Origin of the sequence: Streptococcus infantis (assembly GCF_964243025.1) — a bacterium.
Classification (GTDB): Bacteria; Bacillota; Bacilli; order Lactobacillales; family Streptococcaceae; genus Streptococcus; species Streptococcus infantis_N.
In genome coordinates this window covers 139385-163413 of sequence record NZ_CAXTDJ010000002.1, presented here as the reverse complement: position 1 = coordinate 163413, position 24029 = coordinate 139385, and the positions used below count along the sequence as shown (strand labels likewise).

Below are 24029 nucleotides of genomic sequence, written 5' to 3'. Positions count from 1 at the left end.
CAAGGCAGCAAGCTAGAATTTTATATCAGCTTGTGACAGTTATATTTAGATTTATTGATTAATCGTTTTTCAACTTCGCCAATTCTTGGGCAAGTAACTTGAGGGCTACTTGTGGGTTGGCTTGGCCTTTGGTTGCCTTCATGAGGAAGCCGGTGAAGGCTTTATCAGCGTTACGTTTTCCTGACTTGAAGTCGGCAACAGCTGCTTCATTATCCGCAAAGACTTGATGAATGATAGGAATCAAGACATCTGGATCTGAGATTTGAACCAAACCGGCTTTTTCCACGTATTCACGAGCGCCACCACCATTTTTAGCTAAGTGAACAAAGACTTTTTTAGCAATCTTAGATGAGATAGTGCCGTCTTCGATGATGGCAATCATTTCAACCAAGTTTTCTGGTGTCAATTCGATTTGTTCCAGTGTCTTACCTTCGGCGTTCAAGAATTGAGCGACTTCACCTTGGAGCCAGTTAGAAACTTGTTTAGCATCACCACCAAGGGAAACTGCTTTCTCAAAGAAGTCAGAAGTGACTTTGTTGGCAGTCAACTGGCTAGCATCGTAGTCTGATAATCCGAGTTGAGAGACATAGCGTGCACGGCGCTCTTTTGGAAACTCTGGCAATTCAGTGCGCATTTCTTCAATCCACTCATCAGAGATTTCAAAGAGTGGTAGGTCTGGCTCTGGGAAGTAGCGGTAGTCTGCAGCCCCTTCCTTGACACGCATGAGAATAGTAGCTTTATTAGCTTCGTCATAACGGCGAGTTTCTTGGCGGATCTGACCACCTGAGCGAAGGATTTCAGCCTGACGTTGGACTTCGTATTCAAGACCCTTACGAACGTTTGAGAAGGAGTTAAGGTTTTTCAACTCTGTCTTGGTACCGAATTTCTCTTGACCATAAGGACGAAGGGAGATGTTAGCATCCACACGCATCGAACCTTCCTCCATCTTAACGTCAGAAATGCCAGCGTATTGGATCACTTCCTTGAGGGCTGTTAGATAAGCATAAGCTTCTTCTGGTGAACGCATGTCTGCTTCAGATACAATCTCAATCAAAGGCACCCCTTGACGGTTGAGGTCAACATAAGAGTAACCATCTGTACCATGGGTGTTTTTACCGGCGTCTTCTTCCAAGTGAGCACGTTCGATACCGATTTTCTTAGTCGTACCGTCTTCTAGCTCCACTTCAATCCATCCATTGTAACCGATTGGTTCATCAAACTGAGAAATTTGGTAGGCTTTAGGATTATCAGGGTAGAAGTAGTTCTTGCGGTCAAAGTGCATCTTCTTGTGGATGTCCATGTTAAGAGCGAGTGCAGCCTTGATACCAGCATCGACAACACCTTTATTGAGAACTGGTAGTACACCTGGGAAAGACCAGTCAATCACGTTAGTGTTGGCGTTTTGGTCATTTCCGAAGTGGGCAGAAGTAGGTGAGAAGATTTTTGAATTGGTGTTGAGCTCTACGTGGACTTCAAGTCCAATGACTGTTTCAAAGTTCATTAGTTATCACCTCCAAAAATCACGGGTTGTTGTTTGTGGTAGTCTGTTGTTGCTTCAAAGGCAGCAGCAGCTTGGTAGATAGTTTCTTCTGAATACTTAGGACCAATCAATTGCAGACCGACAGGTAGACCTTGAACAAATCCAGCAGGAAGCGAAATCCCAGGAAGACCAGCCAAATTGACAGGGATGGTCAAAAGGTCAGCTAAGTACATAGCAACTGGATCATGGTTGAGTGAATCCAAGTCGTAGGCAACGCTAGGAGCAGTTGGTCCCAAAATCAAGTCATAATCCGCAAAGACTTTTTCGAAATCTTGGATGATAAGGGTGCGAACTTGTCCAGCCTTCTTGTAGTAGGCATCGTAGTAACCTGATGAAAGGCTGAAAGTACCTAGCATGATACGACGTTTCACCTCTTCACCGAAACCTTGACTGCGGCTGTTTACATAGATTTCATCAAGGTTAGTCGCATCTTCTGCACGGTAGCCGTAACGAATACCATCAAAGCGTTGCAAGTTTGATGAAGCTTCTGATGAAGCGATGATGTAGTAAACTGCAACCCCGTATTTAGAGTGGGGAAGGCTCACTTCTTCAACGATAGCACCAAGTTTTTCAAAGTGTTTAGCGGCTTTGAGGATGGTCTCCTTAACTTCTGGGTCAATCCCTTCACCAAGATATTCCTTAGGCAAAGCAATTTTCATGCCCTTGATGTCTTGACCGATTTTTGAAGTAAAGTCAGCAATGCGAACAGGGGCAGAAGTAGAGTCTTTAGCATCTTCGCTGGCAATCGCATTTAGCAAGAGGGCATTTTCCTTAACAGTTGGTGCAAAAGGTCCAATTTGGTCTAATGAGCTACCAAAGGCAATGAGACCGAAACGTGAAACTGTTCCGTAGGTTGGCTTGAGACCAACAATCCCGTTAAAGGCAGCAGGTTGGCGGATAGAACCACCAGTATCAGAACCAAGTGATAAACGGACTTGTCCAGAAGCTACAGCTGCAGCAGAACCACTTGATGAACCACCGGGAACCTTGCTGTGGTCCCAAGCATTTTTAGTTGGTCCATAGTATGATGTTTCGCCAGAACCACCCATGGCAAATTCGTCCATGTTGGTTTTTCCGACAACAATCATGCCCTTAGATTTTGCATTAGCAACAGCTGTGGCATCAAAGATAGGTTCGTAGTTATAGAGCATTTTTGAAGCTGCTGTTGTTAAGAGACCATCTGTAGAAATGTTATCCTTAACTGCGAGCGGAATTCCTGAAAGGACATTGTCAGCATCAATACCAGTTTCATCAATAGCTTTAGCCTGAGCAAGAGCTTGGTCCTCAGCGATAGTGACGAAAGCATTGATAGCTGTCTCACGAGATTTGATATCTTCAAGAGTTGCTTGTGTTAGTTCTGTTGCAGAAATTTCCTTAGAGACAAGGAGATTGTGCAACTCTTCAATCGTTTTATTGTTAAAAGTCATTAGGCATCTCCTCCATCATCTAGGATAGCTGGCACCTTGATATAGTAGTTATCTTTTTCAGGTACATTTTTAAACAAGCGGTCACGGTCTGTTCCTTTTTCAGCCACATCAGGTCGGAGAACAGTTTTACGGTCAGCCATCGTTGTAGTAGGTGCAACACCAGTAGTGTCGACTTCACTGAGCAATTCAACCATATCAACAATTTTTGAGAGTGTTGTCGCAAACTCTGCAGTTTCTTCTTCTGAGAATTTTAATTTTGAAAGATTGGCAACGTGAGTTACCTCTTCTTGCGTAATTTTCATCGGATATCCTTTCGTGAAATGATGATTCTTTATCTGTTCTATTTTACCATATTTTCCTATAAATAAGGCAAGCCAAGCTAAAAAGAAATAGAAATTGAAAAATACCTTTTATTTCGATATAATGGTTGAAATTAGAAGAAAGAATAACAGTCGTTTCAAGTTGCTAAAAAGGATGTAGCATTGACTCAACTAGAACACGTTAAGGATGACATATGACGCTTTGGGAGTTGCTTTTTACCAGTAAAAAGACAGTTCCTCCTCATTTGGGAGCCTGGTACTTTTTATTACCTACTTCTTTGGTAATTATAGCTGTTTTATCGATTCGTTTCGCATCATCTAAAGGTTACAGAAACTTTTGGTATTGGGGACAATTGATTCAGTTGCTCATTATCAACGCTTGGTATATTGTTGCACGTCTGCCCCTATCTGAGGCTCTCCCTTTTTACCATAGTCGCATGGCTATGTGGATAATTCTTTTTGCCCCTAATAAGACCTTTTTCAAGCAATATTTTGCCTTAGTGGGAGTTTTTGGTTCTATCATGGCCTTGGTTTACCCAGTCTTTTATCCTTTTCCTTTCCCTCATGTTTCGTCTGTGAACAATGTTTTCGGACATTGGGCCCTCTTGGCTAACTGCTTGATTTATCTTGTTAGATATTATAAAGTTGAAGAAGGAGATACTTGGAAAATATGCCAGATGACTCTTGGAGTTAATGCCATTATCTTTCTTGCCAACCTCTTGACAGGAGGAAATTATGGCTTTATGAGCAAGCCACCTGTGATTGGGGATCATGGTAGTTTGCTTAACTATTTGATAGTGACCAGTTTGATGACAGGTATTCTCATCCTTATCAATCAACTCGTTAAATATAAACATAAGAATAGTTAATATACAACTGAATTCGTTACCTTAAGGAGACTTTATGCATCATTTTATTACAAGAACCCAAACGACGCCACCGCCTATTCCGATTTTTTGGTACGGTGTCATGATAGGCCTTCTTGCCTTGTCTATTTATGCTTCTCTTACTTACTACAAAAACCCCAAATTTGTTCGATTGTTTAAGTGGATTCAAATAGCGCAATTGCTAGCTCTTTATACTTGGTATATAGGTTTTAGCATTCCATTTTCGAACAGCCTGCCTCTTTACCATTGCCGTTTGGCCATGTTCGCGGTTGTTTTCTTACCTGACAAATGGAAAACTAAGCAGTATTTTGCCCTTATGGGAGCCAGCGGCGCAGTATTTGCTTTAGGCTATCCTGTTTTTGACCCCTATGATTTCCCGCATATTACCAGCTTTTCTTTCCTGATTGGCCATTATGCCCTCTTGGTCAATTCTCTGGTTTATCTGATGAATCATTACGATAAAACCTTACTTAAAAAATATCAGATTATCGCCTACACGTTTATTCTCAATCTATTCTTGGTTGGGGTCAATCAAGTAACGGGTGGGAATTACGGGCTTTTGAATACGACGCCGTTTATTCCGTATGCTCCTATTTGGATAAAGTATCTGCTGGTTTCAATCATTCTATCTTCAGCCCTAGTACTCTTTGATATCTTGTTTAAGAAACGCTGGGAAAAGAAAATTTCTCTAGAAACAATTCATTTGTGAAGCGATATCGATATTAAGAGTAATCAATATAAATAATCAATAAAAGAATATAAAAAGCAGGTCAACTATCTTGGTCTGCTTTTCTTTTATAAGCGATTGAAAAACTCTCTAAAATCAGATATAATGGAGTGTTGAAAGGAATCTTAGAGTCCAATGTAACCAAGAGCAATTATCAATCGAAATAATTAAAAAAGTAGAAAGAAAGAGAAATATGACTATTCAAGAAGAAATTAAGAAACGCCGTACCTTTGCCATTATCTCTCACCCGGACGCGGGGAAAACAACCATCACTGAGCAATTGCTCTATTTTGGGGGAGAGATTCGTGAGGCAGGTACTGTAAAAGGGAAGAAAACAGGAAACTTTGCTAAGTCAGACTGGATGGATATCGAGAAACAACGTGGGATTTCGGTAACCTCATCTGTCATGCAGTTTGACTACGATGGGAAACGGGTAAACATCCTAGACACTCCAGGACACGAGGACTTCTCAGAGGATACCTATCGTACCTTGATGGCTGTGGATGCTGCGGTCATGGTAGTCGACTCTGCTAAGGGTATCGAGGCCCAAACCAAGAAATTGTTTGAGGTTGTCAAACACCGCGGTATTCCGGTCTTTACCTTTATGAACAAGCTGGACCGTGATGGACGTGAGCCATTGGACCTCTTGCAAGAATTGGAAGAAGTTCTAGGCATTGCTAGCTACCCGATGAACTGGCCGATCGGGATGGGGAAAGCCTTTGAGGGGCTCTATGATCTCTATAACCAACGCTTGGAACTCTATAAAGGGGATGAGCGTTTTGCTAGCCTAGAAGATGGAGACAAGCTTTTTGCTAGCAACCCATTCTATGAACAAGTAAAAGATGATATCGAACTGTTAAATGAAGCTGGGAATGAGTTTTCAGAGGAAGCTATTCTGGCTGGAGAATTGACACCAGTATTCTTTGGTTCAGCTTTGACGAACTTTGGTGTACAGACTTTCCTTGAAACCTTCCTCCAGTTTGCTCCAGAGCCACATGGTCACAAGAAGACAGATGGAGAGATTGTCGATCCTTATGACAAGGATTTCTCAGGCTTTGTCTTTAAGATCCAAGCCAACATGGACCCTCGTCACCGCGACCGGATCGCCTTTGTGCGGATTGTATCTGGTGAATTTGAACGTGGGATGAGTGTTAATCTCCCTCGCACTGGTAAGGGGGCTAAGCTATCTAATGTCACTCAGTTTATGGCGGAAAGTCGTGAGAATGTCACCAATGCCGTAGCAGGAGACATCATCGGGGTTTATGATACAGGTACCTACCAGGTTGGAGATACGCTAACTGTTGGGAAAAACAAGTTTGAGTTTGAACCACTGCCAACCTTTACACCAGAAATTTTCATGAAGGTTTCGCCTAAGAACGTCATGAAACAAAAATCCTTCCACAAGGGAATGGAACAGTTGGTACAAGAAGGAGCTGTCCAGCTTTATAAGAATTACCAAACAGGTGAGTACATGCTAGGTGCCGTTGGACAACTCCAGTTCGAAGTGTTTAAGCACCGTATGGAAGGGGAGTACAACGCTGAAGTTGTCATGACTCCAATGGGTAAAAAGACAGTCCGTTGGATCAAGCCAGAAGACTTGGATGAACGTATGTCTTCAAGTCGAAACATCTTGGCAAAAGACCGCTTTGACCAACCTGTCTTCCTCTTCGAAAATGACTTTGCCCTCCGCTGGTTTGCGGACAAATATCCAGATGTGGAGTTGGAAGAAAAGATGTAACTCAGCACCAACAATTGGAACTAGAGTTCCTAATTGTTGGACGCTAGTCGCTATTCGGCGAACTAGCTAACTGCCTTACTAACTCATCGGCGAAAAATAATCGTTTTCGCCTCTTCGTGTCGTAACATTTAGGAGTGGTCTAGCTGACTGTCTCACTAACTACGTTTGGCAAATGAAATCGATTTGCCAACTCCGTGTCGTAATCTAATAAACGGTAACTGCTATGGCAGTTTACTTAAACGCTTCACTAGGCAAAATCCACGAATGGTATTGATTCGTGGACTTTTTCGTCGTAATAGTTAGAAAGTAGTCTAGCTACCTGCCTCATTAACTTAGTTTGGAATCACTCAAAGAATAAACAAAAAGACTAGGAAACTATTGAATTCCTAGTCTTTTTTTAGTAGTGGAACTTCTATTTATTGAAAAGCATCTATACCAACAACCTTGATAAGAAATGTAAGGAGGATAAGCAATAGAATGCTGACTCCATTATTCACTAGATGCAGTAAGATAGACATCTCAAGGCGTTTGGTGCGATAAGCAGTCCAAGTTAGTACAGCAGACATCCAGCCATAGATTAAGAAGGAAGGGAGATTATTTGGAATATGCGCTATAGTGAAAAGAAGCCAACCGAAAACATATCCAATTTTTTCGTATCCTTCGAAGAGCTTTTTAGGAATAATACCTCGACAGATAATTTCCTCACAAATAGGTGCCACGATTGCAACCACGAAAATGCTGGAAATTAGAGAACTTTCCGACATAATGCTATTAATAGCCTCTTGATTCGAAGTAGTTGTTTGCTTCAGAAGTTGCAACCAAATCGCACCAATCAGATTTCCTGTGACAATGGCTACATAACTAAGAGCGATTCGAGGGGCGTCATTAATAGTAAAGAGTTTCGATTTTAGGTTTAATAATTTGCTTTTGTGAGCACCATATAAAAAGAGTGTAACAATAGCGGTAGAGACAAGCCCCACTATTAGAGATGACCAGATAGATCCAAGTTGCGTTTTTTGAAGTAGCATTAAAGTCACGATAGGAACTTGCGATAGGGCCATTGCCACAAGAAAGATTCCTAGCCAAATCAATCGTTTACGATAATCTTTAAAAAAATTCATTCGTATATCTCCTAAAAAATTTATTTCATTATAGCATACTTTAGATAGGAATTCTATTAATTACCAGAACATAAGCGTAGATAAAACAAGTAAGATGTTTCGAATTAAATGACTATAAAATGATAAATCTTGTCTTAAGGTTTTAGGAAATAAAAAGTTTAGAAAGCTGACTCCCAAAAGGATATAAAAACTGACAGAAAGTATGGTTAAAGGATTGTGCAGAAAAAATAAACTAAGAAAGATAAGGGTTGTTAGCCTGCCTGTCTTTTTATGAGTTGGTAATTTTCTCCATTTGTTTAACGGCAGAAAGGTAGCAATATCAAGTCCGAAAAGGAAAAAGAAAGAGATGAGTAACAAGTCAACGATTTCTTTTTGTAGTAGAGTGTCAGTGCTTATGCTTTCAAACAAAATAAAACATACTCCAGCAAGGTTAATGATAACCATGCTGCTATACAATAAAAAGAAGGATCGACTACGATTGTGTAGCTGACTATTCACATAATCATGTCCTGAAAGATAGTGGATAAATGTACAGATACCTGCTAAAAACAGTAAGAGAAGTAAAAAGTAAAAGCAGGATTGTTTGAGTGTTAAAGAAATACCAGGCCAAACTAAGCAACTACAGCAGCCTAAGTAGACCAAGGAAATCAATAAAAGAAGTTGGATTGATTTGTTCATTTTTTCCATATAAACCCCCCACGTTTTTTAAAAATTATAACTAAAATGATTCATGAAAAATCATCTTTTTCCCAAGTGTTATTTTTTGACTCTCAACTGTCTTTTAAAAATCTTATCAACAGAAAAAAACATCCCTCATTTTTTGAAGGATGTGCTTTTTGATAATAACATTGCTAACGCTTAGACCAGGTTCGCTTCATAAAGAGTAGGATGATTGGATAAATTTCAAGACGTCCTGCAATCATTGCAAAGGATAGGAGGAGTTTTGAAAATGGACTAAAAATGGAGAAACTTGCAGTTGTTCCGAGAATTGGGCCGATATTGTTAAAGCAACTGAAAACGGCACTCGTAACAATCATTAAATTGTCAGCATCTAAACTGATAATGAAAATTAAGCTGAGTAGAATCATGACGTAAACTACAAAGTACTTGAGAATCTTGTGTTGGGTGTCCTTGTCGACTACCGTTTGATTAACATGGAGAGTTAAAACACGGTGAGGGGATATGGTAGACAAAAATTGATTTTTAGCAATTTTAGCTAGAATAACTCCACGCATCACTTTGAGACCACCAGCAGTAGATCCAGCAGAACCACCAATGGCCATCAGCATCAGTAAAATATATTGTGAAAACAAAGGCCAATTTGTAATGTTGCCGTAACCAAAACCAGTTGTAGTGATGATGTTAGAGACTTGGAAGAAGGCCATCTCAAAACTTTGTGAAACGCCACTATAAAGGTGGAGTGTATTGAGAGTAATTAAGCCGGTAGAAACGACGACAATCAAGAGATAAGCACGAAGCTCCTCATCGAAAAAGAATTCCTTGACTCGACGAAGCATGAGATAGTAGTAGAGGTTGAAGTTGACACCAAACATCAAGACCCCAACACTCGTCAGATAGGTAATGAGAGAACTATTATAGTGGGCGATTCCATCATTGTAAACAGTGAAACCACCAGTCCCAGCAGTTCCCATAGCGATGACAAAACTATCGTAGAGTGGCATACCGGCAAGATAATAAATCACTACAAAGAGGGCGAACATTGCCAGATATAGGATGTAGAGGATTTGTGCTGTATTTTTTAGCTTAGATACCACCTTACCAAATACTGGTCCAGGAACCTCAGCCTTCATAACCTCTAAGTGGCTATTTTTAGCATTGTCCATAATAGCTAGGGCAAAAACTAGTACCCCCATTCCTCCAATGAGGTGGGTAAAGCTCCGCCAAAATAGAAGAGAACGGCTTAAGACAGAAACGTCATTTAAGATAGTTGCTCCCGTAGTAGTGAAGCCGGAACTAGTTTCGAAGAAGGCATCGATAAAATTGGGGATTTGACCTGAAAAGACAAAGGGAAGGGAGCCAAAGAAAGACCAGAGGATCCAACATAGGGCAACAATTAAGACTCCTTCTTTAGCATAGATACGTTGTTTTTTAGGCTTTTTGATGATTCCGAGAAGACCTAGGACAACAAGAATCCCGATGGTAGAGAAAAGAGCTGTAAAAACTTGACTAGATTCTCGATAGTACAGAGCAATACCAACCGGAACTAAAAGTAGCCCAGCTTCAATCAAGAGTAGCTTTGCAAGAAGAAAGCGTACCATACTTCTATTCATAGCTTACCTCTCTAACAAATCGTAAATCTTGGTGATATTTGAAAGCAAAGTGATAACCACTAGCTTATCACCGACCTGGAGGGTATCTTCTCCTGTTGGGAAAATCGTTTTTCCATTGCGGATAATAGCAGCAATCAAGATATCCTTTTTGAGCTTCAATTGAGATAAAGGCTTGCCAGTCATTTTATTGGCTTCCTTGATAAGGAATTGAAGAGTTTCTACCTGTCCATTTGCTAGATGGTGCATAGCTTGAAGATCAGAATATTGCGCATTTACACGACCATGGATAAAGTGCATGATGGTATCAACAGCGATTGTTTTAGGGGTGATGATACTTGAGAAATCTGTTGCGTGGATAATTTCTAATAAGCTAGTGCGGTTTACTTTGGTAATATTTTTCTGAACACCTATGTTATCCAAGAACATAGAGGTAATAATATTCTCTTCATCAACACCTGTAAGAGTTGCAACGGCATCGTAGTTTTGTGCACTTTCTTCTAAGAGGGTGTCCTTAGTTGTTCCATCGCCTTGGACTATATAGAGTTTAGGGAATTTTTCGCTGAAAAAGGCGGCTCTTTCAGGATTGACCTCAATAACTTTTATATCGATACGACTGTCTTTTAGAATACCTAAAAGATAGTAAGCAATTTTTCCAGCACCAATAATGAGCAGACTCTTAACAACTCTGGACTTAATATAGTTGTGGAAGAGCATCATATCGACACGGCTTCCTGTCACGAAGATACGGTCTTTATCCTCTAAAATCATATCTCCGCTAGGAATCATGAGTTTGTGATCGCGTTCGATGGCACAGACGATTACATTGCCAAACTTTTTACGGAAATCAGCAATAGACATCTGACAAATATTACTGTCATTTCGTACCTTGAATTCCATTAAGCTGACTAATCCGCCTGCAAAACGCTCAACAGAAAGAGCATTAGGGAAGTCTATAATATTAGCGATAGCACGAGCTGCTAGGAGTTCTGGGTTGACAATCAGTGAAAATCCAAGAATATTTTTTTCTTTAAAGTAAGGGTTGGAATATTCAGGATTGCGTACACGAACAATGGTTTCCTTTGCTCCCATTTTTTTGGCCAAAACAGCCGAAACCATGTTGACCTCGTCGTATTGAGTCATGGCAATGAAAATATCACAATCTTGAACATTGGCTGCTTCTAACATAGCAAAGTCAGCTCCGTTACCTGCGATTCCCATAATATCAAAACGGCTAGTCAAGTATTTTAGAACAGTTTCGTTCTGTTCAATTAAGACAACATCATGGTTGTCAGCAACCAGTGAACGACAGAGAGCAGAACCGACTTTTCCCCCTCCGACAAGAATAATCTTCATAGTTAGTTAACCTACTTTTTCAATATGTCTCTATCATACCTTTTTTTAGAAAAAAATGCACTCAACAACCGACTGTTTCCTTCTTTAATAAAGGGATTAGGGGAATTCGAATAAATATTTTGCTTTAAACATCATATGTTTATGAAAAAACTTGTTCCGAAAATTCTCAATCTATGTAAATTCTATGATATTGCTTGCTGAAAGTTGAAATTTCAACTTTTGTAAATATGTTTGTAAAAAAATGAAAAAATCAAGTCATTTCTATTGACAATCAGGCTGAAAGTGTTATACTAAAAAAGTAGTTTCGCTGATTTACTTCAAACCTGTTGTGAGGTAAGTTAACGACGCCTTAACCACGCTGTTTGCTGAGCTTGACTCCGGGCAGTGTGGCTATTTTTTTGCACTAGTGAGAGGAAGCAAGGCATGGCCAATCATATTGTATTGTTTGAACCACAAATTCCACAAAATACGGGAAATATTGCACGTACCTGTGCAGCGACGAATGCGCCCCTTCATATTATCAAGCCTATGGGCTTTCCTATTGACGACCGTAAAATGAAGCGAGCTGGGCTAGACTATTGGGACAAACTTGAGATCTATTTTTATGATAGTTTAGATGAATTTATGAAAAAAATGGATGGTCAACTCTACTTGATTTCCAAGTTTGCAGAAAAGGTTTATTCAGATGCAGATTTCACAACAGAAGGGAATCATTATTTTCTCTTTGGTCGCGAAGATAAGGGTTTGCCTGAGGAATTTATGCGTGAACATCCTGAAAAAGCTCTCAGAATTCCTATGAATGATGAACATGTTCGTAGCTTGAATGTTTCCAATACAGTCTGTATGATTGTCTATGAGGCCCTACGTCAACAAAACTTTGCAGGACTTGAACTGGTTCACACCTACGAAACAGATAAGTTGAAATAAACACTGATGAGAGATAAAATGCTTGCGATTGCAAGCTTTTTTTGTTATCATTAAGGGGTCTTCAGGGCTGGGTGTAATTCCCGACCGGCGGTGACTTTTACTAGGAAATGTTCTTTTCCTTTTATACTTTGTTGCCAAGCTTTGCCTAACTAGAAGTTATGCCTACAGCTTGTCGCCTCGTCTAAAAGAAAAAATCTCCATTTCCATACTCTAAAAGAAGTCCGCGAGCGCAAGCTGATGTGGTGAGATTCCACAACCGACAGTATAGTCTGGATGGGAGAAGACGAAAGGATGGCTTTGTCTATTCTGCTTCATTTTATAGTAAATTAGAACCTCCTGTTTAACAGGATTAGGTTGTTTTTTGAGATAGGGTAAGAGGGTAGATAGAGAGAAACTTTCCAACTTCTTCTGATTTTATAGAAAATTGGAGGAACCTGTTATGACAAACACACGTCGACTTTCGACCATTGCAATTTTATCAGCACTTTCATTTGTGTTGATGTACTTTGACTTTCCGCTTCTACCAGCGGCATCCTTTTTAAGGATTGAGTTCAGTATCTTACCAGTTCTTGTAGGTTTGGTAGTCTTGGATTTACCAGCGGCTTTAGGAGTACTATTCCTTCGGTCTCTGTTGAAAATCCTTTTGAACAATCAAGGAGTTAGTACCTACATTGGTTTGCCGATGAATATCGTCGCCTTGGGAGTCTTTGTTCTTGCTTTTGGTTTGATTTGGACAAAAGAACGGACAGCTATTCGTTTTGGGCTAGCTTCATTAGCTGGAACGATTGGTCTTACTTTAGCTATGCTGGTTCTAAACTACGTTTATGCTGTTCCTTTGTACGCAAAATTTGCTAACTTCGATATAGAGAATATTCTAGGACTTAGTAATTACTTGTTGGCAATGGTCTTACCATTTAATTTGATTGAAGGAGTCATCTTTGCCATCTCATTCTGGTTACTATTTGTCCTCTTGAAACCAACTTTAAAACGATATGAAAGATAAACAAACATATTTAACAAAGGGCTCTTTTGCCCTTTTGCTTTTTGTAATTTTAGGTTATATTGTCAAGTTTTATCCTGATATGCTGATTGGCTTTGATCAACCAATCCAGACTGCTATTCGAGGTGACCTACCAGACTTCTTAACGATACTTTTTAGAACAATTACGCATTTGATTGATATCCCAGTCATCATCACTTGGGTTCTCATTGTAGCTTTTATTTTTTATCGTAAGCAATGGAAGCTGGAAAGCTATCTCATGTTGGGGAATCTGACTTTAGCTGGAATCTTAATCGTAACTTTTAAGAATATCTACCAAAGACCACGGCCAGAAATTCTACACTTGGTAGAAGAAAAAGGTTTTTCGTTTCCAAGCGGACATTCTCTGGCAGTAACGATTATGGTTGGAACTTTGATTGTGATTTTCAGCCAAAGGATTAAAGATCAACTTTGGAAAAGAATCGTACAAATCTTACTAGAATTCTACCTATTGAGTGTACTAGTATCCAGAGTCTATCTAGGGGTTCATTATCCGTCAGATGTTCTTGCTAGTCTTTGTGTAGGCCTAGGGGTTCTATTTATCGAATTTCCATTTTATGACAAACTCCGTTTTCAATGGCGTTTTAAAGGAAAGCAGAAGTGATGATAGAAGGCACTCAAGTAGAGTGCTTTTTTTGACGAAAAATGCTACTTCTGATAGTAAATACTTTAAAATTAAATAGATTCTAGATTATTATTTAATTGAAAAAAATCACCAAAAAATGGTTTTACTACTTGAAATTTAGATAGATTAGTGTATAATAGTAGGGTATGTGTAAAACATACTTGTGGGAGGTAAAAATCTCTAAATTACCGCCAAAACCACAAAGGAGGATTTAAAAATGGCTAAAAAAGTCGAAAAACTTGTAAAATTGCAAATCCCTGCTGGTAAAGCTACACCAGCTCCACCGGTTGGACCTGCTCTTGGTCAAGCTGGTATCAACATCATGGGATTCACAAAAGAGTTCAACGCTCGTACAGCTGATCAAGCTGGTATGATCATTCCAGTTGTTATCTCAGTATACGAAGATAAATCATTTACTTTCGTTACTAAAACACCACCAGCTGCTGTTCTTTTGAAAAAAGCTGCAGGTGTTGAAAAAGGATCAGGTACACCTAACAAAACTAAAGTTGCTACAGTTACTCGTGCACAAGTACAAGAAATTGCAGAAACTAAGATGCCAGATTTGAACGCTGCAAACATTGAGTCTGCAATGCGTATGATCGAAGGTACTGCTCGTTCTATGGGATTCACTGTTGTTGACTAATCAATAACTTCCCTATATAACCCGCAAGACTTCATCATTTCGAGAAGTGACGTGGGAGATGAAAATCGATTGAACCACTTACAAGGAGAATAGAAAATGGCTAAAAAAAGCAAACAACTTCGTGCTGCTCTTGAGAAAATCGACAGCACAAAAGCATACAGCGTAGAAGAAGCTGTAGCTCTTGCAAAAGAAACTAACTTTGCAAAATTTGACGCAACTGTAGAAGTTGCTTACAACTTGAACATCGACGTGAAAAAAGCTGACCAACAAATCCGTGGAGCGATGGTATTGCCAAACGGTACTGGTAAAACATCTCGCGTTCTTGTATTTGCACGTGGTGCAAAAGCTGAAGAAGCTAAAGCTGCTGGTGCAGACTTCGTTGGTGAAGACGACCTTGTTGCTAAAATCAACGACGGTTGGTTGGACTTCGACGTAGTTATCGCTACACCTGACATGATGGCTCTTGTTGGACGTCTTGGACGTGTCCTTGGACCACGTAACTTGATGCCAAACCCTAAAACTGGTACTGTAACAATGGATGTTGCTAAAGCAGTTGAAGAGTCTAAAGGTGGTAAAATCACTTACCGTGCTGACCGTGCAGGTATCGTACAAGCTATCATCGGTAAAGTTTCATTTGAAGCTGACAAGTTGGTTGAAAACTTCAAAGCATTCAACGAAACAATCCAAAAAGCTAAACCAGCTACTGCTAAAGGAACTTACGTAACAAGCTTGACAATCACAACTACTCAAGGTGTTGGTATCAAGGTTGACGTTAACTCACTTTAATAAGTATAAAATTTAAAACAAAAAGGTTGAAGGTAGATTTACCTCAACCTTTTTTGTCGTCATAATATAAAATTTTACTAATTTAATTTGATATTAAAAATCGTCTATATAGAAAATTCAGAAAATTGTTTCTTTTGTCTTGAAAATTTTTGAAAAAATGGTATCATAGAAACAAGTCATTTTAAGAGAAGAGAAAGGGGAAGAATGGAGAAAATCACTTTAGAAACTCCTAAGACAGGATCGGATTTAGTTTTAGAAACACTTCGTGACTTAGGCGTTGATACAATTTTTGGTTATCCAGGCGGGGCGGTATTGCCTTTATATGATGCTATTTATAATTTTAAAGGCATTCGTCATATTTTAGGTCGCCATGAACAAGGATGTCTTCATGAAGCTGAAGGTTATGCTAAGTCAACAGGAAAACTTGGTGTTGCAGTCGTCACAAGTGGACCGGGAGCTACAAATGCCATTACGGGTATTGCAGATGCTATGAGCGACAGTGTTCCCCTTTTGGTTTTCACAGGACAAGTGGCAAGAGCGGGAATCGGTAAGGATGCTTTCCAAGAGGCAGATATTGTCGGAATTACCATGCCGATTACCAAGTACAACTACCAGGTTCGAGAAACAGCGGATATTCCACGTGTAATTACAGAGGCTGTGCACATTGCGACTACGGGTCGTCCAGGCCCAGTTGTTATTGACTTACCAAAAGATGTTTCGGCTCTTGAAACGGACTTCGTCTATTCATCAGAAATAGATTTACCAAGTTATCAACCAACTCTTGAGCCTAATGAGATGCAAATCAAGAAAATCTTGAAACAACTCTCTAAGGCTAAAAAACCTGTTTTACTAGCTGGTGGTGGTATTAGTTATGCTGGAGCTGCCGAGGAGTTAAATGAATTTGCAGAGCGTTATCAAATTCCTGTTGTTACCAGTCTTTTGGGACAGGGGACAATTGCAACAAGTCATCCACTATTTTTGGGAATGGGTGGAATGCATGGTTCATTCGCAGCCAATATCGCAATGACTGAGGCTGATTTTATGATTTCTATCGGTTGCCGTTTTGATGACCGTTTAACTGGAAATCCTAAGACATTTGCGAAGAATGCCAAAGTAGCGCATATCGATATCGATCCAGCAGAAATTGGTAAGATTATCGCTGTTGATATCCCAGTTGTTGGAGATGCGAAAAAAGCATTGCAGCAGTTGCTAGCGGAGCCAATCGTCCGCAACAATACTGAAAAATGGATTGAAAAAGTTACCAAAGATAAGAATCGTGTTCGTTCTTATGATAAGAAGGAACGTGTCGTCCAACCACAAGCAGTTATTGAACGTATTGGTGAATTGACTAAGGGTGATGCTATTGTCGTAACTGACGTCGGCCAACACCAAATGTGGACAGCTCAATACTATCCATACCAAAACGAGCGTCAACTCGTAACTTCAGGTGGACTAGGAACCATGGGATTCGGAGTTCCTGCAGCCATTGGAGCAAAAATTGCTAATCCAGATAAGGAGGTCGTGCTCTTTGTCGGTGATGGTGGTTTCCAAATGACCAATCAGGAATTGGCAATCTTGAATATCTACAAGATTCCAATCAAGGTTATCATGCTTAATAACCATTCACTTGGGATGGTTCGTCAATGGCAAGAAGCCTTCTACGATGGTCGAACATCAGAGTCAGTCTTTGATAGCCTTCCTGACTTCCAGTTGATGGCTCAAGCCTATGGAATTAAGAATTATAAATTTGATAATCCTGAAACCTTAGAAAAGGATTTGGAAGTCATCTTGGAAGATGTACCAATGTTTATCGAAGTAGATATTTCTCGTAAAGAGCATGTCTTACCGATGGTACCAGCTGGTAAGAGTAATCATGAGATGTTGGGGGTGAAGTTTAATGCGTAGAATGTTAACAGCCAAACTTCAAAACCGTTCAGGTGTTCTCAATCGCTTTACAGGAGTCTTGTCGAGACGTCAAGTTAATATCGAAAGTATTTCTGTGGGTGCAACGGAAAATCCTAATGTGTCACGGATTACCATTATCATTGATGTTGCATCTCACGATGAAGTGGAGCAAATCATCAAACAACTCAACCGTCAGGTCGACGTTATTCGTGTCCGTGATATCACAGATAAACCGCACTTAGAGCGCGAAGTTATTTTGGTAAAGGTTTCAGCTCCTGCGGAGAAGCGAGCAGAAATTTTAGCTATTATCCAACCTTTCCGTGCAACTGTTGTTGATGTAGCTCCGAGCTCCATTACCGTTCAGATGACTGGGAATGCGGAAAAGAGTGAAGCTTTGATTCGGGTTATTCGACCATACGGTATCAAGAATATCGCTCGTACGGGTGCAACTGGATTTACCCGCGATTAAAAATCCAACCTAAATTTGTTAATCTAGCCTATCAGGCAATAAATAATAGAAAAGAGAGAAAAACTATGGCAGTACAAATGGAATACGAAAAAGATGTTAAAGTAGCAGTGCTTGATGGCAAAAAAATTGCCGTTATTGGATATGGTTCACAAGGACATGCTCACGCTCAAAATTTGCGTGATACAGGACATGATGTGATTATCGGTGTGCGTCCAGGTAAGTCTTTTGACAAAGCAAAAGAAGATGGATTTGATACTTACACAGTAGCTGAAGCTACTAAATTGGCAGATGTTATCATGATTTTGGCTCCAGATGAAATCCAAGCAGACCTTTATGCAGAAGAAGTAGCTCCAAACTTGGAAGCTGGTAATGCACTTGGTTTCGCACATGGATTTAACATTCACTTTGAATTTATCAAAGCTCCAGAAAGTGTTGACGTCTTCATGTGCGCACCTAAAGGACCAGGTCACTTGGTACGTCGTACCTTTGAAGAAGGGTTTGGTGTTCCAGCGCTTTATGCAGTTTATCAAGACGCAACAGGAAATGCTAAAGATATCGCCATGGACTGGGCTAAAGGTGTTGGTTCAGCACGCGTTGGTCTTCTTGAAACAAGCTTTAAAGAAGAAACTGAAGAAGATTTGTTTGGTGAACAAGCAGTTCTTTGTGGTGGGTTAACTGCCTTGATGGAAGCAGGATTTGAAGTCTTGACTGAAGCTGGTTATGCACCAGAATTGGCTTACTTTGAAGTCCTTCACGAAATGAAACTAATCGTTGACTTGATCTACGAAGGTGGATTCAAGAAAATGCGTCAATCAATTTCTAACACTGCCGAGTATGGGGACTATGTTTCAGGTCCACGTGTAATCACTGACCAAGTGAAAGAAAATATGAAGGCTGTTCTTGCCGATATCCAAAATGGTAAGTTTGCAAATGACTTCGTAAACGACTATAAAGCTGGTCGTCCAAAATTAACTGCTTACCGTGAACAAGCAGCTGACCTTGAGATTGAAAAAGTTGGTGTTGAATTACGTAAAGCAATGCCATTTGTCGGCAAAAATGACGATGATGCCTTTAAAATCTATAACTAATATGTAAACAAGAAGGCGAGTTGGTTGGACCAAGCTCGCTTTCACATTTAAAATACTCATTAGAAAGAAATCAAATGTTAAGAGCAAAAGATGTGGTGAAAGCCCATAAAGTTTTGAATGGTGTGGTTGCTGAGACACCACTGGACTATGATCATTACCTATCAGAAAAATACGGTGCTAAGATTTATCTAAAAAAAGAAAATGCCCAACGAGTCCGTTCTTTCAAGATCCGTGGGGCCTACTATGCTATTTCTCAACTCAGTAATGATGAGCGAGAGCGTGGGGTAGTCTGTGCATCGGCGGGGAATCATGCCCAAGGCGTAGCCTACACCTGTAATGAGATGAAAATTCCTGCAACCATTTTTATGCCCATCACAACACCTCAACAAAAGATTGGGCAGGTACGATTCTTTGGGGGAGACTTCGTGACCATTAAATTGGTAGGAGATACCTTTGATGCTTCAGCCAAAGCAGCGCAGGAATATACAATAGCAGAAAATAGTACCTTTATAGATCCTTTTGACGATACCCATGTCCAAGCAGGTCAAGGTACTGTTGCCTATGAGATTTTAGAAGTTGCACGAAAAGAATCCATTGTTTTCGATACTGTCCTAGTACCTGTTGGTGGGGGAGGTTTAATTGCTGGAGTTTCTACCTATATAAAGGAAACGAATCCGGCTATTGAAGTTCTGGGTGTAGAAGCCAACGGAGCTCGTTCCATGAAGGCAGCATTTGAGGCTGGAGGTCCGGTTAAACTCAAAGAAATTGATAAGTTTGCAGACGGGATTGCTGTGCAGAAGGTTGGACAATTGACCTATGAAGCAACCCGTAAAAATGTTGAAACGCTTATCGGAGTGGATGAAGGTTTAATCTCTGAGACCTTGATAGATCTTTACTCTAAACAGGGGATTGTAGCTGAGCCTGCAGGTGCTGCTAGTGTGGCGGCCTTGGAAGTACTGTCAGATTACATTAAAGGAAAGACTATTTGTTGTATCATCTCTGGAGGAAATAACGATATCAACCGTATGCCAGAGATGGAAGAGCGTGCCTTGATTTATGATGGCATCAAGCATTACTTTGTGGTAAACTTCCCACAACGTCCAGGTGCACTTCGCGAGTTTGTAAATGATATTTTAGGACCGAATGACGACATCACACGTTTTGAGTATATTAAACGTGCCAGCAAGGGAACAGGGCCAGTCTTAATCGGTATTGCTCTTGCTAACAAGCATGATTATGCGGGCTTGATTCACCGAATGGAGAAATTTGACCCGTCTTATATTAACTTGAATGGGAATGAAACTCTATATAATATGCTTGTTTAATATCCTATAAAATTTTTATCATATCATTTGCCTAACCTATATACGAGTGCTATAATGTAAGTGAAGAAAGGGGGAGATTCCCATGGTTTTACAAGTTTTACTTGTTCTAGTGATTCTAATGCTTATTGTAGGAGCTGTGTTAGTGAGCTCTGTTTATGTCGTTCGTCAACAGTCTGTTGCAATTATCGAACGATTTGGTAAGTATCAAAAGTTAAGTAATAGTGGTATTCATCTACGGGCACCATTTGGCATTGACAAAATTGCAGCTCGTGTGCAGCTACGCCTTTTACAAAGTGAGATCGTGGTTGAAACCAAAACCCAAGATAACGTTTTTGTGACTATGAATGTCGCAACTCAGTATCGTGTAAATGAGTTAAACGTTACAGACGCTTACTATAAATTGATGAGACCTGAAGCTCAAATCAAATCTTATATTGAAGATGCATTGCGCTCATCTGTTCCTAAGTTAACTTTGGATGAATTGTTTGAGAAAAAAGATGAAATTGCATTAGAAGTTCAAAAACAAGTAGCGGAAGAAATGTCAACGTATGGGTATATTATCGTTAAGACGCTCATTACCAAAGTTGAGCCGGATGCAGAAGTCAAACAATCAATGAACGAAATTAATGCTGCCCAACGTAAGAGAGTGGCAGCTCAAGAATTGGCTGAAGCAGATAAAATTAAGATCGTTACAGCGGCAGAAGCTGAGGCAGAAAAAGATCGCCTCCATGGTGTGGGGATCGCAGAGCAGCGGAAAGCAATTGTTGATGGACTTGCTGATTCTATTAAAGAGTTAAAAGGAGCCAATGTCGAATTAACTGAAGAACAAATTATGTCAATCCTATTAACCAATCAGTATTTGGATACATTGAATAATTTTGCAGATAAACAAGGAAATAATACAATATTCTTGCCAGCAAATCCTAATGGAGTTGAAGATATTCGAACCCATATATTATCAGCTTTGAAAGCTAAATGATTATAATCTTAACGCAATAACTTTATTAATATATGTGTTTCAATTGACAAATACTATAAAAACATTTAGAATGAAGTTGCGTAAAGAAAAAAATAGGAGAATAACATGGCTAAGTCTAACTTTGAAAAAGTAGAAGCAGTTGTTAGCTGGGTTCGTGATAAGAAGATCACAGGGTATCGTATTTCTAAGGAAACGAATGCGCGTGAGATGTCTATCATTGCTTTGGCTCAAGGACGTGCAAAAGTTAAAAACATTTCCTTTGAAACAGCCCTCGGCTTAATTGATTTCTACAATAAAAATCATGAAAAATTTGAAGATTAGTCTTTGGATATAGGCAGGTTCGAAAAGAATCTGCCTTTTCATTTTTTGGAATATAAAAAAAGACTGCAATGGCAGTCTTTTTTCTTATCGAAGATAGCGTTGTAAAAATTCTCTTGTACGTTCTTCTTTGGGATTAGTAAATAGATCTTCTGGTTTGCCTTCTTCTGCAATGACACCTTTATCCATAAAGATGACACGGTGTGATACATCGCGAGCAAATTCCATTTCGTGGGTTACGACGATCATGGTCAAGCCTTCTTGAGCTAAATCTTGCATGATTTTGAGAACTTCACCGACCATTTCAGGGTCAAGGGCTGATGTAGGCTCATCAAAGAGAATGGCATCAGGATTCATAGAAAGTGCACGAGCAATAGCAACACGCTGCTTTTGCCCACCAGAAAGTTGTTTAGGTTTAGCTTGCCAGTAGCGCTCTCCCATTCCAACTTTTTCAAGGTTCTCTTTAGCGACTTTCTCTGCTTCTGAGCGATCACGTTTGAGTACAGTTGTTTGGGCAACGATTGTATTTTCAAGCACGTTTAGGTTTTCAAAGAGGTTAAAGGATTGGAAGACCATACCTAGTTTTTCACGATAGTGAGTGAGATTATACCCTTTTTCAAGTACGTTTTCACCGTGATAAAGGATTTCACCTTCAGTTGGTGTTTCGAGAAGGTTGATAGAACGTAGGAAGGTTGATTTACCACTACCGGAACTACCGATGATAGAAATCACTTCTCCTTTGTGAATAGTGAGAGAGATGTCTTTTAGGACCTCGTTTTGCCCGTAGGATTTTTTGAGGTGTTTGATTTCAAGGATTGGTTGACTCATTATTTCAAATCCTCCGTTTGCATTTGGTTAGCACCTGTCGTGTAGGTATCCATATCCATCCGTTTTTCGATGTAGCGAAGGATACGTGTCACTGTAAAGGTGAGGACAAAGTAGATAACTGCGATAATAGTAAAGGTTTGGAAGTACTGGTAAGTCTGTGTTGCTACTGTATTTCCTGAGAAGTAAAGTTCTACAACAGAGATAACATTCAATACAGAAGTATCCTTGATGTTGATGACGAACTCATTACCAGTAGCAGGTAGGATATTTCGAACTACCTGAGGTAAAACAATCTTACGCATGGTTTGATTATGAGTCATACCAAGAGCAGTAGCTGCTTCAAATTGTCCCTTGTCAACAGCTAGGATACCACCACGAACGATTTCGGTCATGTAGGCACCGGTATTGATAGAAACGATAAAGATAGCAGCGAGAGTACGGTCTAGGTTGATTCCGAAAGCCTGGGCAGTTCCATAGTAGATAACCATAGATTGTACAATCATAGGAGTTCCACGGAAAATTTCGATATAGATATTGAGAATCCAACCAACTATATTTTGAATGACGTAGATAAATTGATTTTCAGATTGAGGCGCAGTGCGGAAAACACCGATAGCAAGACCAATAACGAGACCAACGATAGTACCGATAATGGAAATTAAAAGTGTGATTCCGGCACCTCGCAAGAGTTGTTGCCAGTTTTCACTTAGAATTTTAGCAACTTGGCTAAAGAAATTACTGCTGTTTTCTTCAGTAGTTGTAGCTTGAACAGGTTGTTCTTTAATCATACGATCCATTAGGGCAACTTGTTCATCTTTAGAGATGGTTTCAATACTGGCATTGATTTGGCTGATACGGTCGTCATCTTTACGAAGTCCAATAGCGATAGAGGTATCTTCTTCTCCAGTTTTAAAACCAGGTTCAGGCTGAATCATTTTAAATTTGGCATTTGCTGATTCAGCAGTTAGAGCCTCTGGTCGTTCAGAAACATAGGCATCAATGACACCAGCTTCAAGAGCTTGACGCATTTGGGCGAAATCTCCCATGGCAGTTTCCTTCTGAGCGCCTGAGATTTGTGAAATCAAATCATAAAGGTAAACACCTTGTTGAGAAGTGATTTTTGCTCCGCTAAAGTCCTCAAGAGATTTAGCGTTTGCATAGGCAGAATCTTTTTTGACTAAAAGTACTGGTTCACTGGTATAGTAACTGCTTGAGAAGGCAATTTCTTGCTTACGTTCAGCGGTTGGACTCATACCTGCAATAATCATATCAATCTTTCCAGAAGTAAGGGCTGGAACAAGTCCTTCCCATTTTGTTTTTACAATGAGTGGTTCTTTACCCAGATCTTTAGCGATTTTTTTTGCAATTTGAACATCGTAACCGTTAGCATATTGGTTTGTTCCATCAATCTTGACAGCGCCGTTACTGTCGTCATCTTGAGTCCAGTTAAATGGTGCGTAAGCTGCCTCCATTCCGATGCGTAAATATTCATCGGCTTGGACCTGGCTAACTAGTCCTAGAGTAAGGGCTAAGCTAGCAAGGATAGATAAGCATAATTTTTTCATGTTTTCTCCTATTTCTAGTCTAAAAATGGCTCCCTCTATTGTATCGAAAAAGCGGAACTTTTTCAATCTTAGTAAACCCTTACTTGTAAAAAAATGATATAATGAGAAAAAGGTCAAAAGAGGCTATA

At 39.9% G+C, this 24029-nt stretch carries 23 protein-coding genes and 1 riboswitch; of the genes, 14 read left to right on the top strand and 9 right to left on the bottom strand.

Annotated features, from left to right (window positions below):
* Window positions 1–58: 58 nt before the first annotated feature.
* Genes gatB through gatC form a run of 3 tightly spaced genes read right to left on the bottom strand, consistent with a single transcriptional unit; the run spans window position 59 to window position 3269 of the window.
* Complete coding sequence (gatB, locus tag ACESNQ_RS03090) at window positions 59–1501, bottom strand: Asp-tRNA(Asn)/Glu-tRNA(Gln) amidotransferase subunit GatB (RefSeq protein WP_373074934.1); 1443 nt, start codon at window positions 1499–1501, stop codon at window positions 59–61.
* Complete coding sequence (gene gatA / locus ACESNQ_RS03085; RefSeq protein WP_373074932.1) at window positions 1501–2967, bottom strand: Asp-tRNA(Asn)/Glu-tRNA(Gln) amidotransferase subunit GatA; 1467 nt, start codon at window positions 2965–2967, stop codon at window positions 1501–1503. The genes gatB and gatA overlap by 1 nt, the downstream gene beginning before the upstream one ends.
* Window positions 2967–3269 carry an Asp-tRNA(Asn)/Glu-tRNA(Gln) amidotransferase subunit GatC gene (gene gatC / locus ACESNQ_RS03080; protein WP_036756926.1) on the bottom strand — a complete coding sequence of 101 codons (303 nt, stop codon included), beginning with the start codon at window positions 3267–3269 and terminating at the stop codon, window positions 2967–2969. Before gatC ends, gatA begins: the two co-directional genes overlap by 1 nt.
* 212 nt (window positions 3270–3481) lie before the next feature.
* On the opposite strand from gatC, the gene ACESNQ_RS03075 reads away from it, so the two are divergent.
* The 3 genes from ACESNQ_RS03075 (at window position 3482) to ACESNQ_RS03065 (ending at window position 6639) form a co-directional block, all read left to right on the top strand.
* Window positions 3482–4156, top strand: coding sequence for a YwaF family protein (locus ACESNQ_RS03075; RefSeq protein WP_373074930.1), 675 nt, complete (start codon window positions 3482–3484; stop codon window positions 4154–4156).
* Between the two features lie 34 nt (window positions 4157–4190).
* On the top strand, window positions 4191–4883 hold the full coding sequence (locus ACESNQ_RS03070) for a YwaF family protein (protein ID WP_373074928.1): 693 nt from the start codon (window positions 4191–4193) through the stop codon (window positions 4881–4883).
* A 211-nt stretch (window positions 4884–5094) separates the two neighbouring features.
* A complete protein-coding gene (locus ACESNQ_RS03065; protein ID WP_373074926.1) occupies window positions 5095–6639 on the top strand; it encodes a peptide chain release factor 3 in 1545 nt (514 codons plus the stop codon).
* Window positions 6640–7055: 416 nt separating this feature from the next.
* Here the strand turns inward: ACESNQ_RS03065 and ACESNQ_RS03060 are convergent, their stop codons facing one another.
* From ACESNQ_RS03060 to trkA, 4 genes are all read right to left on the bottom strand, one after another.
* Complete coding sequence (locus ACESNQ_RS03060; RefSeq protein WP_373074924.1) at window positions 7056–7760, bottom strand: CPBP family intramembrane glutamic endopeptidase; 705 nt, start codon at window positions 7758–7760, stop codon at window positions 7056–7058.
* Window positions 7761–7820: 60 nt separating this feature from the next.
* On the bottom strand, window positions 7821–8447 hold the full coding sequence (locus ACESNQ_RS03055) for a hypothetical protein (protein ID WP_373074922.1): 627 nt from the start codon (window positions 8445–8447) through the stop codon (window positions 7821–7823).
* Window positions 8448–8611: 164 nt separating this feature from the next.
* Window positions 8612–10051: a TrkH family potassium uptake protein gene (locus tag ACESNQ_RS03050; protein WP_373074920.1), complete on the bottom strand. Its 1440-nt coding sequence runs from the start codon at window positions 10049–10051 to the stop codon at window positions 8612–8614.
* Window positions 10052–10054: 3 nt separating this feature from the next.
* Entirely contained in the window at window positions 10055–11404 is a 1350-nt protein-coding gene (gene trkA / locus ACESNQ_RS03045; protein ID WP_373074918.1) for a Trk system potassium transporter TrkA, read from the bottom strand.
* A gap of 423 nt (window positions 11405–11827) precedes the next feature.
* Here trkA and ACESNQ_RS03040 point away from each other — a divergent pair, with 423 nt between their 5' ends.
* The 11 genes from ACESNQ_RS03040 to ACESNQ_RS02990 all read left to right on the top strand — a co-directional run bounded on the left by ACESNQ_RS03040 (window position 11828) and on the right by ACESNQ_RS02990 (window position 21511).
* On the top strand, window positions 11828–12331 hold the full coding sequence (locus tag ACESNQ_RS03040) for a tRNA (cytidine(34)-2'-O)-methyltransferase (RefSeq protein ID WP_373074916.1): 504 nt from the start codon (window positions 11828–11830) through the stop codon (window positions 12329–12331).
* 53 nt (window positions 12332–12384) lie between these two features.
* A riboswitch (FMN riboswitch) is annotated at window positions 12385–12620 on the top strand.
* Window positions 12621–12770: 150 nt separating this feature from the next.
* Window positions 12771–13334 carry an ECF transporter S component gene (locus tag ACESNQ_RS03035; RefSeq protein ID WP_373074914.1) on the top strand — a complete coding sequence of 188 codons (564 nt, stop codon included), beginning with the start codon at window positions 12771–12773 and terminating at the stop codon, window positions 13332–13334.
* On the top strand, window positions 13324–13974 hold the full coding sequence (locus tag ACESNQ_RS03030) for a phosphatase PAP2 family protein (protein WP_373074912.1): 651 nt from the start codon (window positions 13324–13326) through the stop codon (window positions 13972–13974). The genes ACESNQ_RS03035 and ACESNQ_RS03030 overlap by 11 nt, the downstream gene beginning before the upstream one ends.
* 238 nt (window positions 13975–14212) lie before the next feature.
* A complete protein-coding gene (gene rplK, locus ACESNQ_RS03025) occupies window positions 14213–14638 on the top strand; it encodes a 50S ribosomal protein L11 (RefSeq protein ID WP_001085808.1) in 426 nt (141 codons plus the stop codon).
* 96 nt (window positions 14639–14734) lie between these two features.
* Window positions 14735–15424 (top strand): 50S ribosomal protein L1, encoded by a 690-nt coding sequence (gene rplA / locus ACESNQ_RS03020; RefSeq protein WP_045614410.1) that lies wholly within the window; start codon window positions 14735–14737, stop codon window positions 15422–15424.
* A 204-nt stretch (window positions 15425–15628) separates the two neighbouring features.
* Complete coding sequence (locus ACESNQ_RS03015; RefSeq protein ID WP_373074909.1) at window positions 15629–17329, top strand: acetolactate synthase large subunit; 1701 nt, start codon at window positions 15629–15631, stop codon at window positions 17327–17329.
* Window positions 17322–17798 carry an acetolactate synthase small subunit gene (gene ilvN, locus ACESNQ_RS03010; RefSeq protein ID WP_003010242.1) on the top strand — a complete coding sequence of 159 codons (477 nt, stop codon included), beginning with the start codon at window positions 17322–17324 and terminating at the stop codon, window positions 17796–17798. The genes ACESNQ_RS03015 and ilvN overlap by 8 nt, the downstream gene beginning before the upstream one ends.
* A 65-nt stretch (window positions 17799–17863) precedes the next feature.
* Window positions 17864–18886 carry a ketol-acid reductoisomerase gene (ilvC, locus tag ACESNQ_RS03005; protein WP_373074907.1) on the top strand — a complete coding sequence of 341 codons (1023 nt, stop codon included), beginning with the start codon at window positions 17864–17866 and terminating at the stop codon, window positions 18884–18886.
* Window positions 18887–18960: 74 nt separating this feature from the next.
* On the top strand, window positions 18961–20211 hold the full coding sequence (gene ilvA / locus ACESNQ_RS03000; protein ID WP_373074905.1) for a threonine ammonia-lyase IlvA: 1251 nt from the start codon (window positions 18961–18963) through the stop codon (window positions 20209–20211).
* Between the two features lie 82 nt (window positions 20212–20293).
* A complete protein-coding gene (locus ACESNQ_RS02995) occupies window positions 20294–21190 on the top strand; it encodes an SPFH domain-containing protein (protein WP_178895385.1) in 897 nt (298 codons plus the stop codon).
* Window positions 21191–21295: 105 nt separating this feature from the next.
* Window positions 21296–21511 (top strand): capsule biosynthesis transcriptional regulator, encoded by a 216-nt coding sequence (locus ACESNQ_RS02990; protein ID WP_004251963.1) that lies wholly within the window; start codon window positions 21296–21298, stop codon window positions 21509–21511.
* Between the two features lie 84 nt (window positions 21512–21595).
* Here ACESNQ_RS02990 and ACESNQ_RS02985 read toward each other — a convergent pair whose 3' ends face one another.
* Together ACESNQ_RS02985 and ACESNQ_RS02980 are read right to left on the bottom strand one after the other, a co-directional pair.
* Entirely contained in the window at window positions 21596–22336 is a 741-nt protein-coding gene (locus tag ACESNQ_RS02985) for an amino acid ABC transporter ATP-binding protein (protein ID WP_373074902.1), read from the bottom strand.
* Window positions 22336–23901, bottom strand: coding sequence for an ABC transporter substrate-binding protein/permease (locus ACESNQ_RS02980; protein ID WP_373074900.1), 1566 nt, complete (start codon window positions 23899–23901; stop codon window positions 22336–22338). The genes ACESNQ_RS02985 and ACESNQ_RS02980 overlap by 1 nt, the downstream gene beginning before the upstream one ends.
* Between the last annotated feature and the right edge of the window lie 128 nt (window positions 23902–24029).

Coding starts and splice junctions, on each gene's coding strand:
- gatB (WP_373074934.1), bottom strand. CDS start 1,501: ATGAACTTTGAAACAGTCATTGGACTTGAAGTCCACGTAGAGCTCAAC.
- gatA (WP_373074932.1), bottom strand. CDS start 2,967: ATGACTTTTAACAATAAAACGATTGAAGAGTTGCACAATCTCCTTGTC.
- gatC (WP_036756926.1), bottom strand. CDS start 3,269: ATGAAAATTACGCAAGAAGAGGTAACTCACGTTGCCAATCTTTCAAAA.
- ACESNQ_RS03075 (WP_373074930.1), top strand. CDS start 3,482: ATGACGCTTTGGGAGTTGCTTTTTACCAGTAAAAAGACAGTTCCTCCT.
- ACESNQ_RS03070 (WP_373074928.1), top strand. CDS start 4,191: ATGCATCATTTTATTACAAGAACCCAAACGACGCCACCGCCTATTCCG.
- ACESNQ_RS03065 (WP_373074926.1), top strand. CDS start 5,095: ATGACTATTCAAGAAGAAATTAAGAAACGCCGTACCTTTGCCATTATC.
- ACESNQ_RS03060 (WP_373074924.1), bottom strand. CDS start 7,760: ATGAATTTTTTTAAAGATTATCGTAAACGATTGATTTGGCTAGGAATC.
- ACESNQ_RS03055 (WP_373074922.1), bottom strand. CDS start 8,447: ATGGAAAAAATGAACAAATCAATCCAACTTCTTTTATTGATTTCCTTG.
- ACESNQ_RS03050 (WP_373074920.1), bottom strand. CDS start 10,051: ATGAATAGAAGTATGGTACGCTTTCTTCTTGCAAAGCTACTCTTGATT.
- trkA (WP_373074918.1), bottom strand. CDS start 11,404: ATGAAGATTATTCTTGTCGGAGGGGGAAAAGTCGGTTCTGCTCTCTGT.
- ACESNQ_RS03040 (WP_373074916.1), top strand. CDS start 11,828: ATGGCCAATCATATTGTATTGTTTGAACCACAAATTCCACAAAATACG.
- ACESNQ_RS03035 (WP_373074914.1), top strand. CDS start 12,771: ATGACAAACACACGTCGACTTTCGACCATTGCAATTTTATCAGCACTT.
- ACESNQ_RS03030 (WP_373074912.1), top strand. CDS start 13,324: ATGAAAGATAAACAAACATATTTAACAAAGGGCTCTTTTGCCCTTTTG.
- rplK (WP_001085808.1), top strand. CDS start 14,213: ATGGCTAAAAAAGTCGAAAAACTTGTAAAATTGCAAATCCCTGCTGGT.
- rplA (WP_045614410.1), top strand. CDS start 14,735: ATGGCTAAAAAAAGCAAACAACTTCGTGCTGCTCTTGAGAAAATCGAC.
- ACESNQ_RS03015 (WP_373074909.1), top strand. CDS start 15,629: ATGGAGAAAATCACTTTAGAAACTCCTAAGACAGGATCGGATTTAGTT.
- ilvN (WP_003010242.1), top strand. CDS start 17,322: ATGCGTAGAATGTTAACAGCCAAACTTCAAAACCGTTCAGGTGTTCTC.
- ilvC (WP_373074907.1), top strand. CDS start 17,864: ATGGCAGTACAAATGGAATACGAAAAAGATGTTAAAGTAGCAGTGCTT.
- ilvA (WP_373074905.1), top strand. CDS start 18,961: ATGTTAAGAGCAAAAGATGTGGTGAAAGCCCATAAAGTTTTGAATGGT.
- ACESNQ_RS02995 (WP_178895385.1), top strand. CDS start 20,294: ATGGTTTTACAAGTTTTACTTGTTCTAGTGATTCTAATGCTTATTGTA.
- ACESNQ_RS02990 (WP_004251963.1), top strand. CDS start 21,296: ATGGCTAAGTCTAACTTTGAAAAAGTAGAAGCAGTTGTTAGCTGGGTT.
- ACESNQ_RS02985 (WP_373074902.1), bottom strand. CDS start 22,336: ATGAGTCAACCAATCCTTGAAATCAAACACCTCAAAAAATCCTACGGG.
- ACESNQ_RS02980 (WP_373074900.1), bottom strand. CDS start 23,901: ATGAAAAAATTATGCTTATCTATCCTTGCTAGCTTAGCCCTTACTCTA.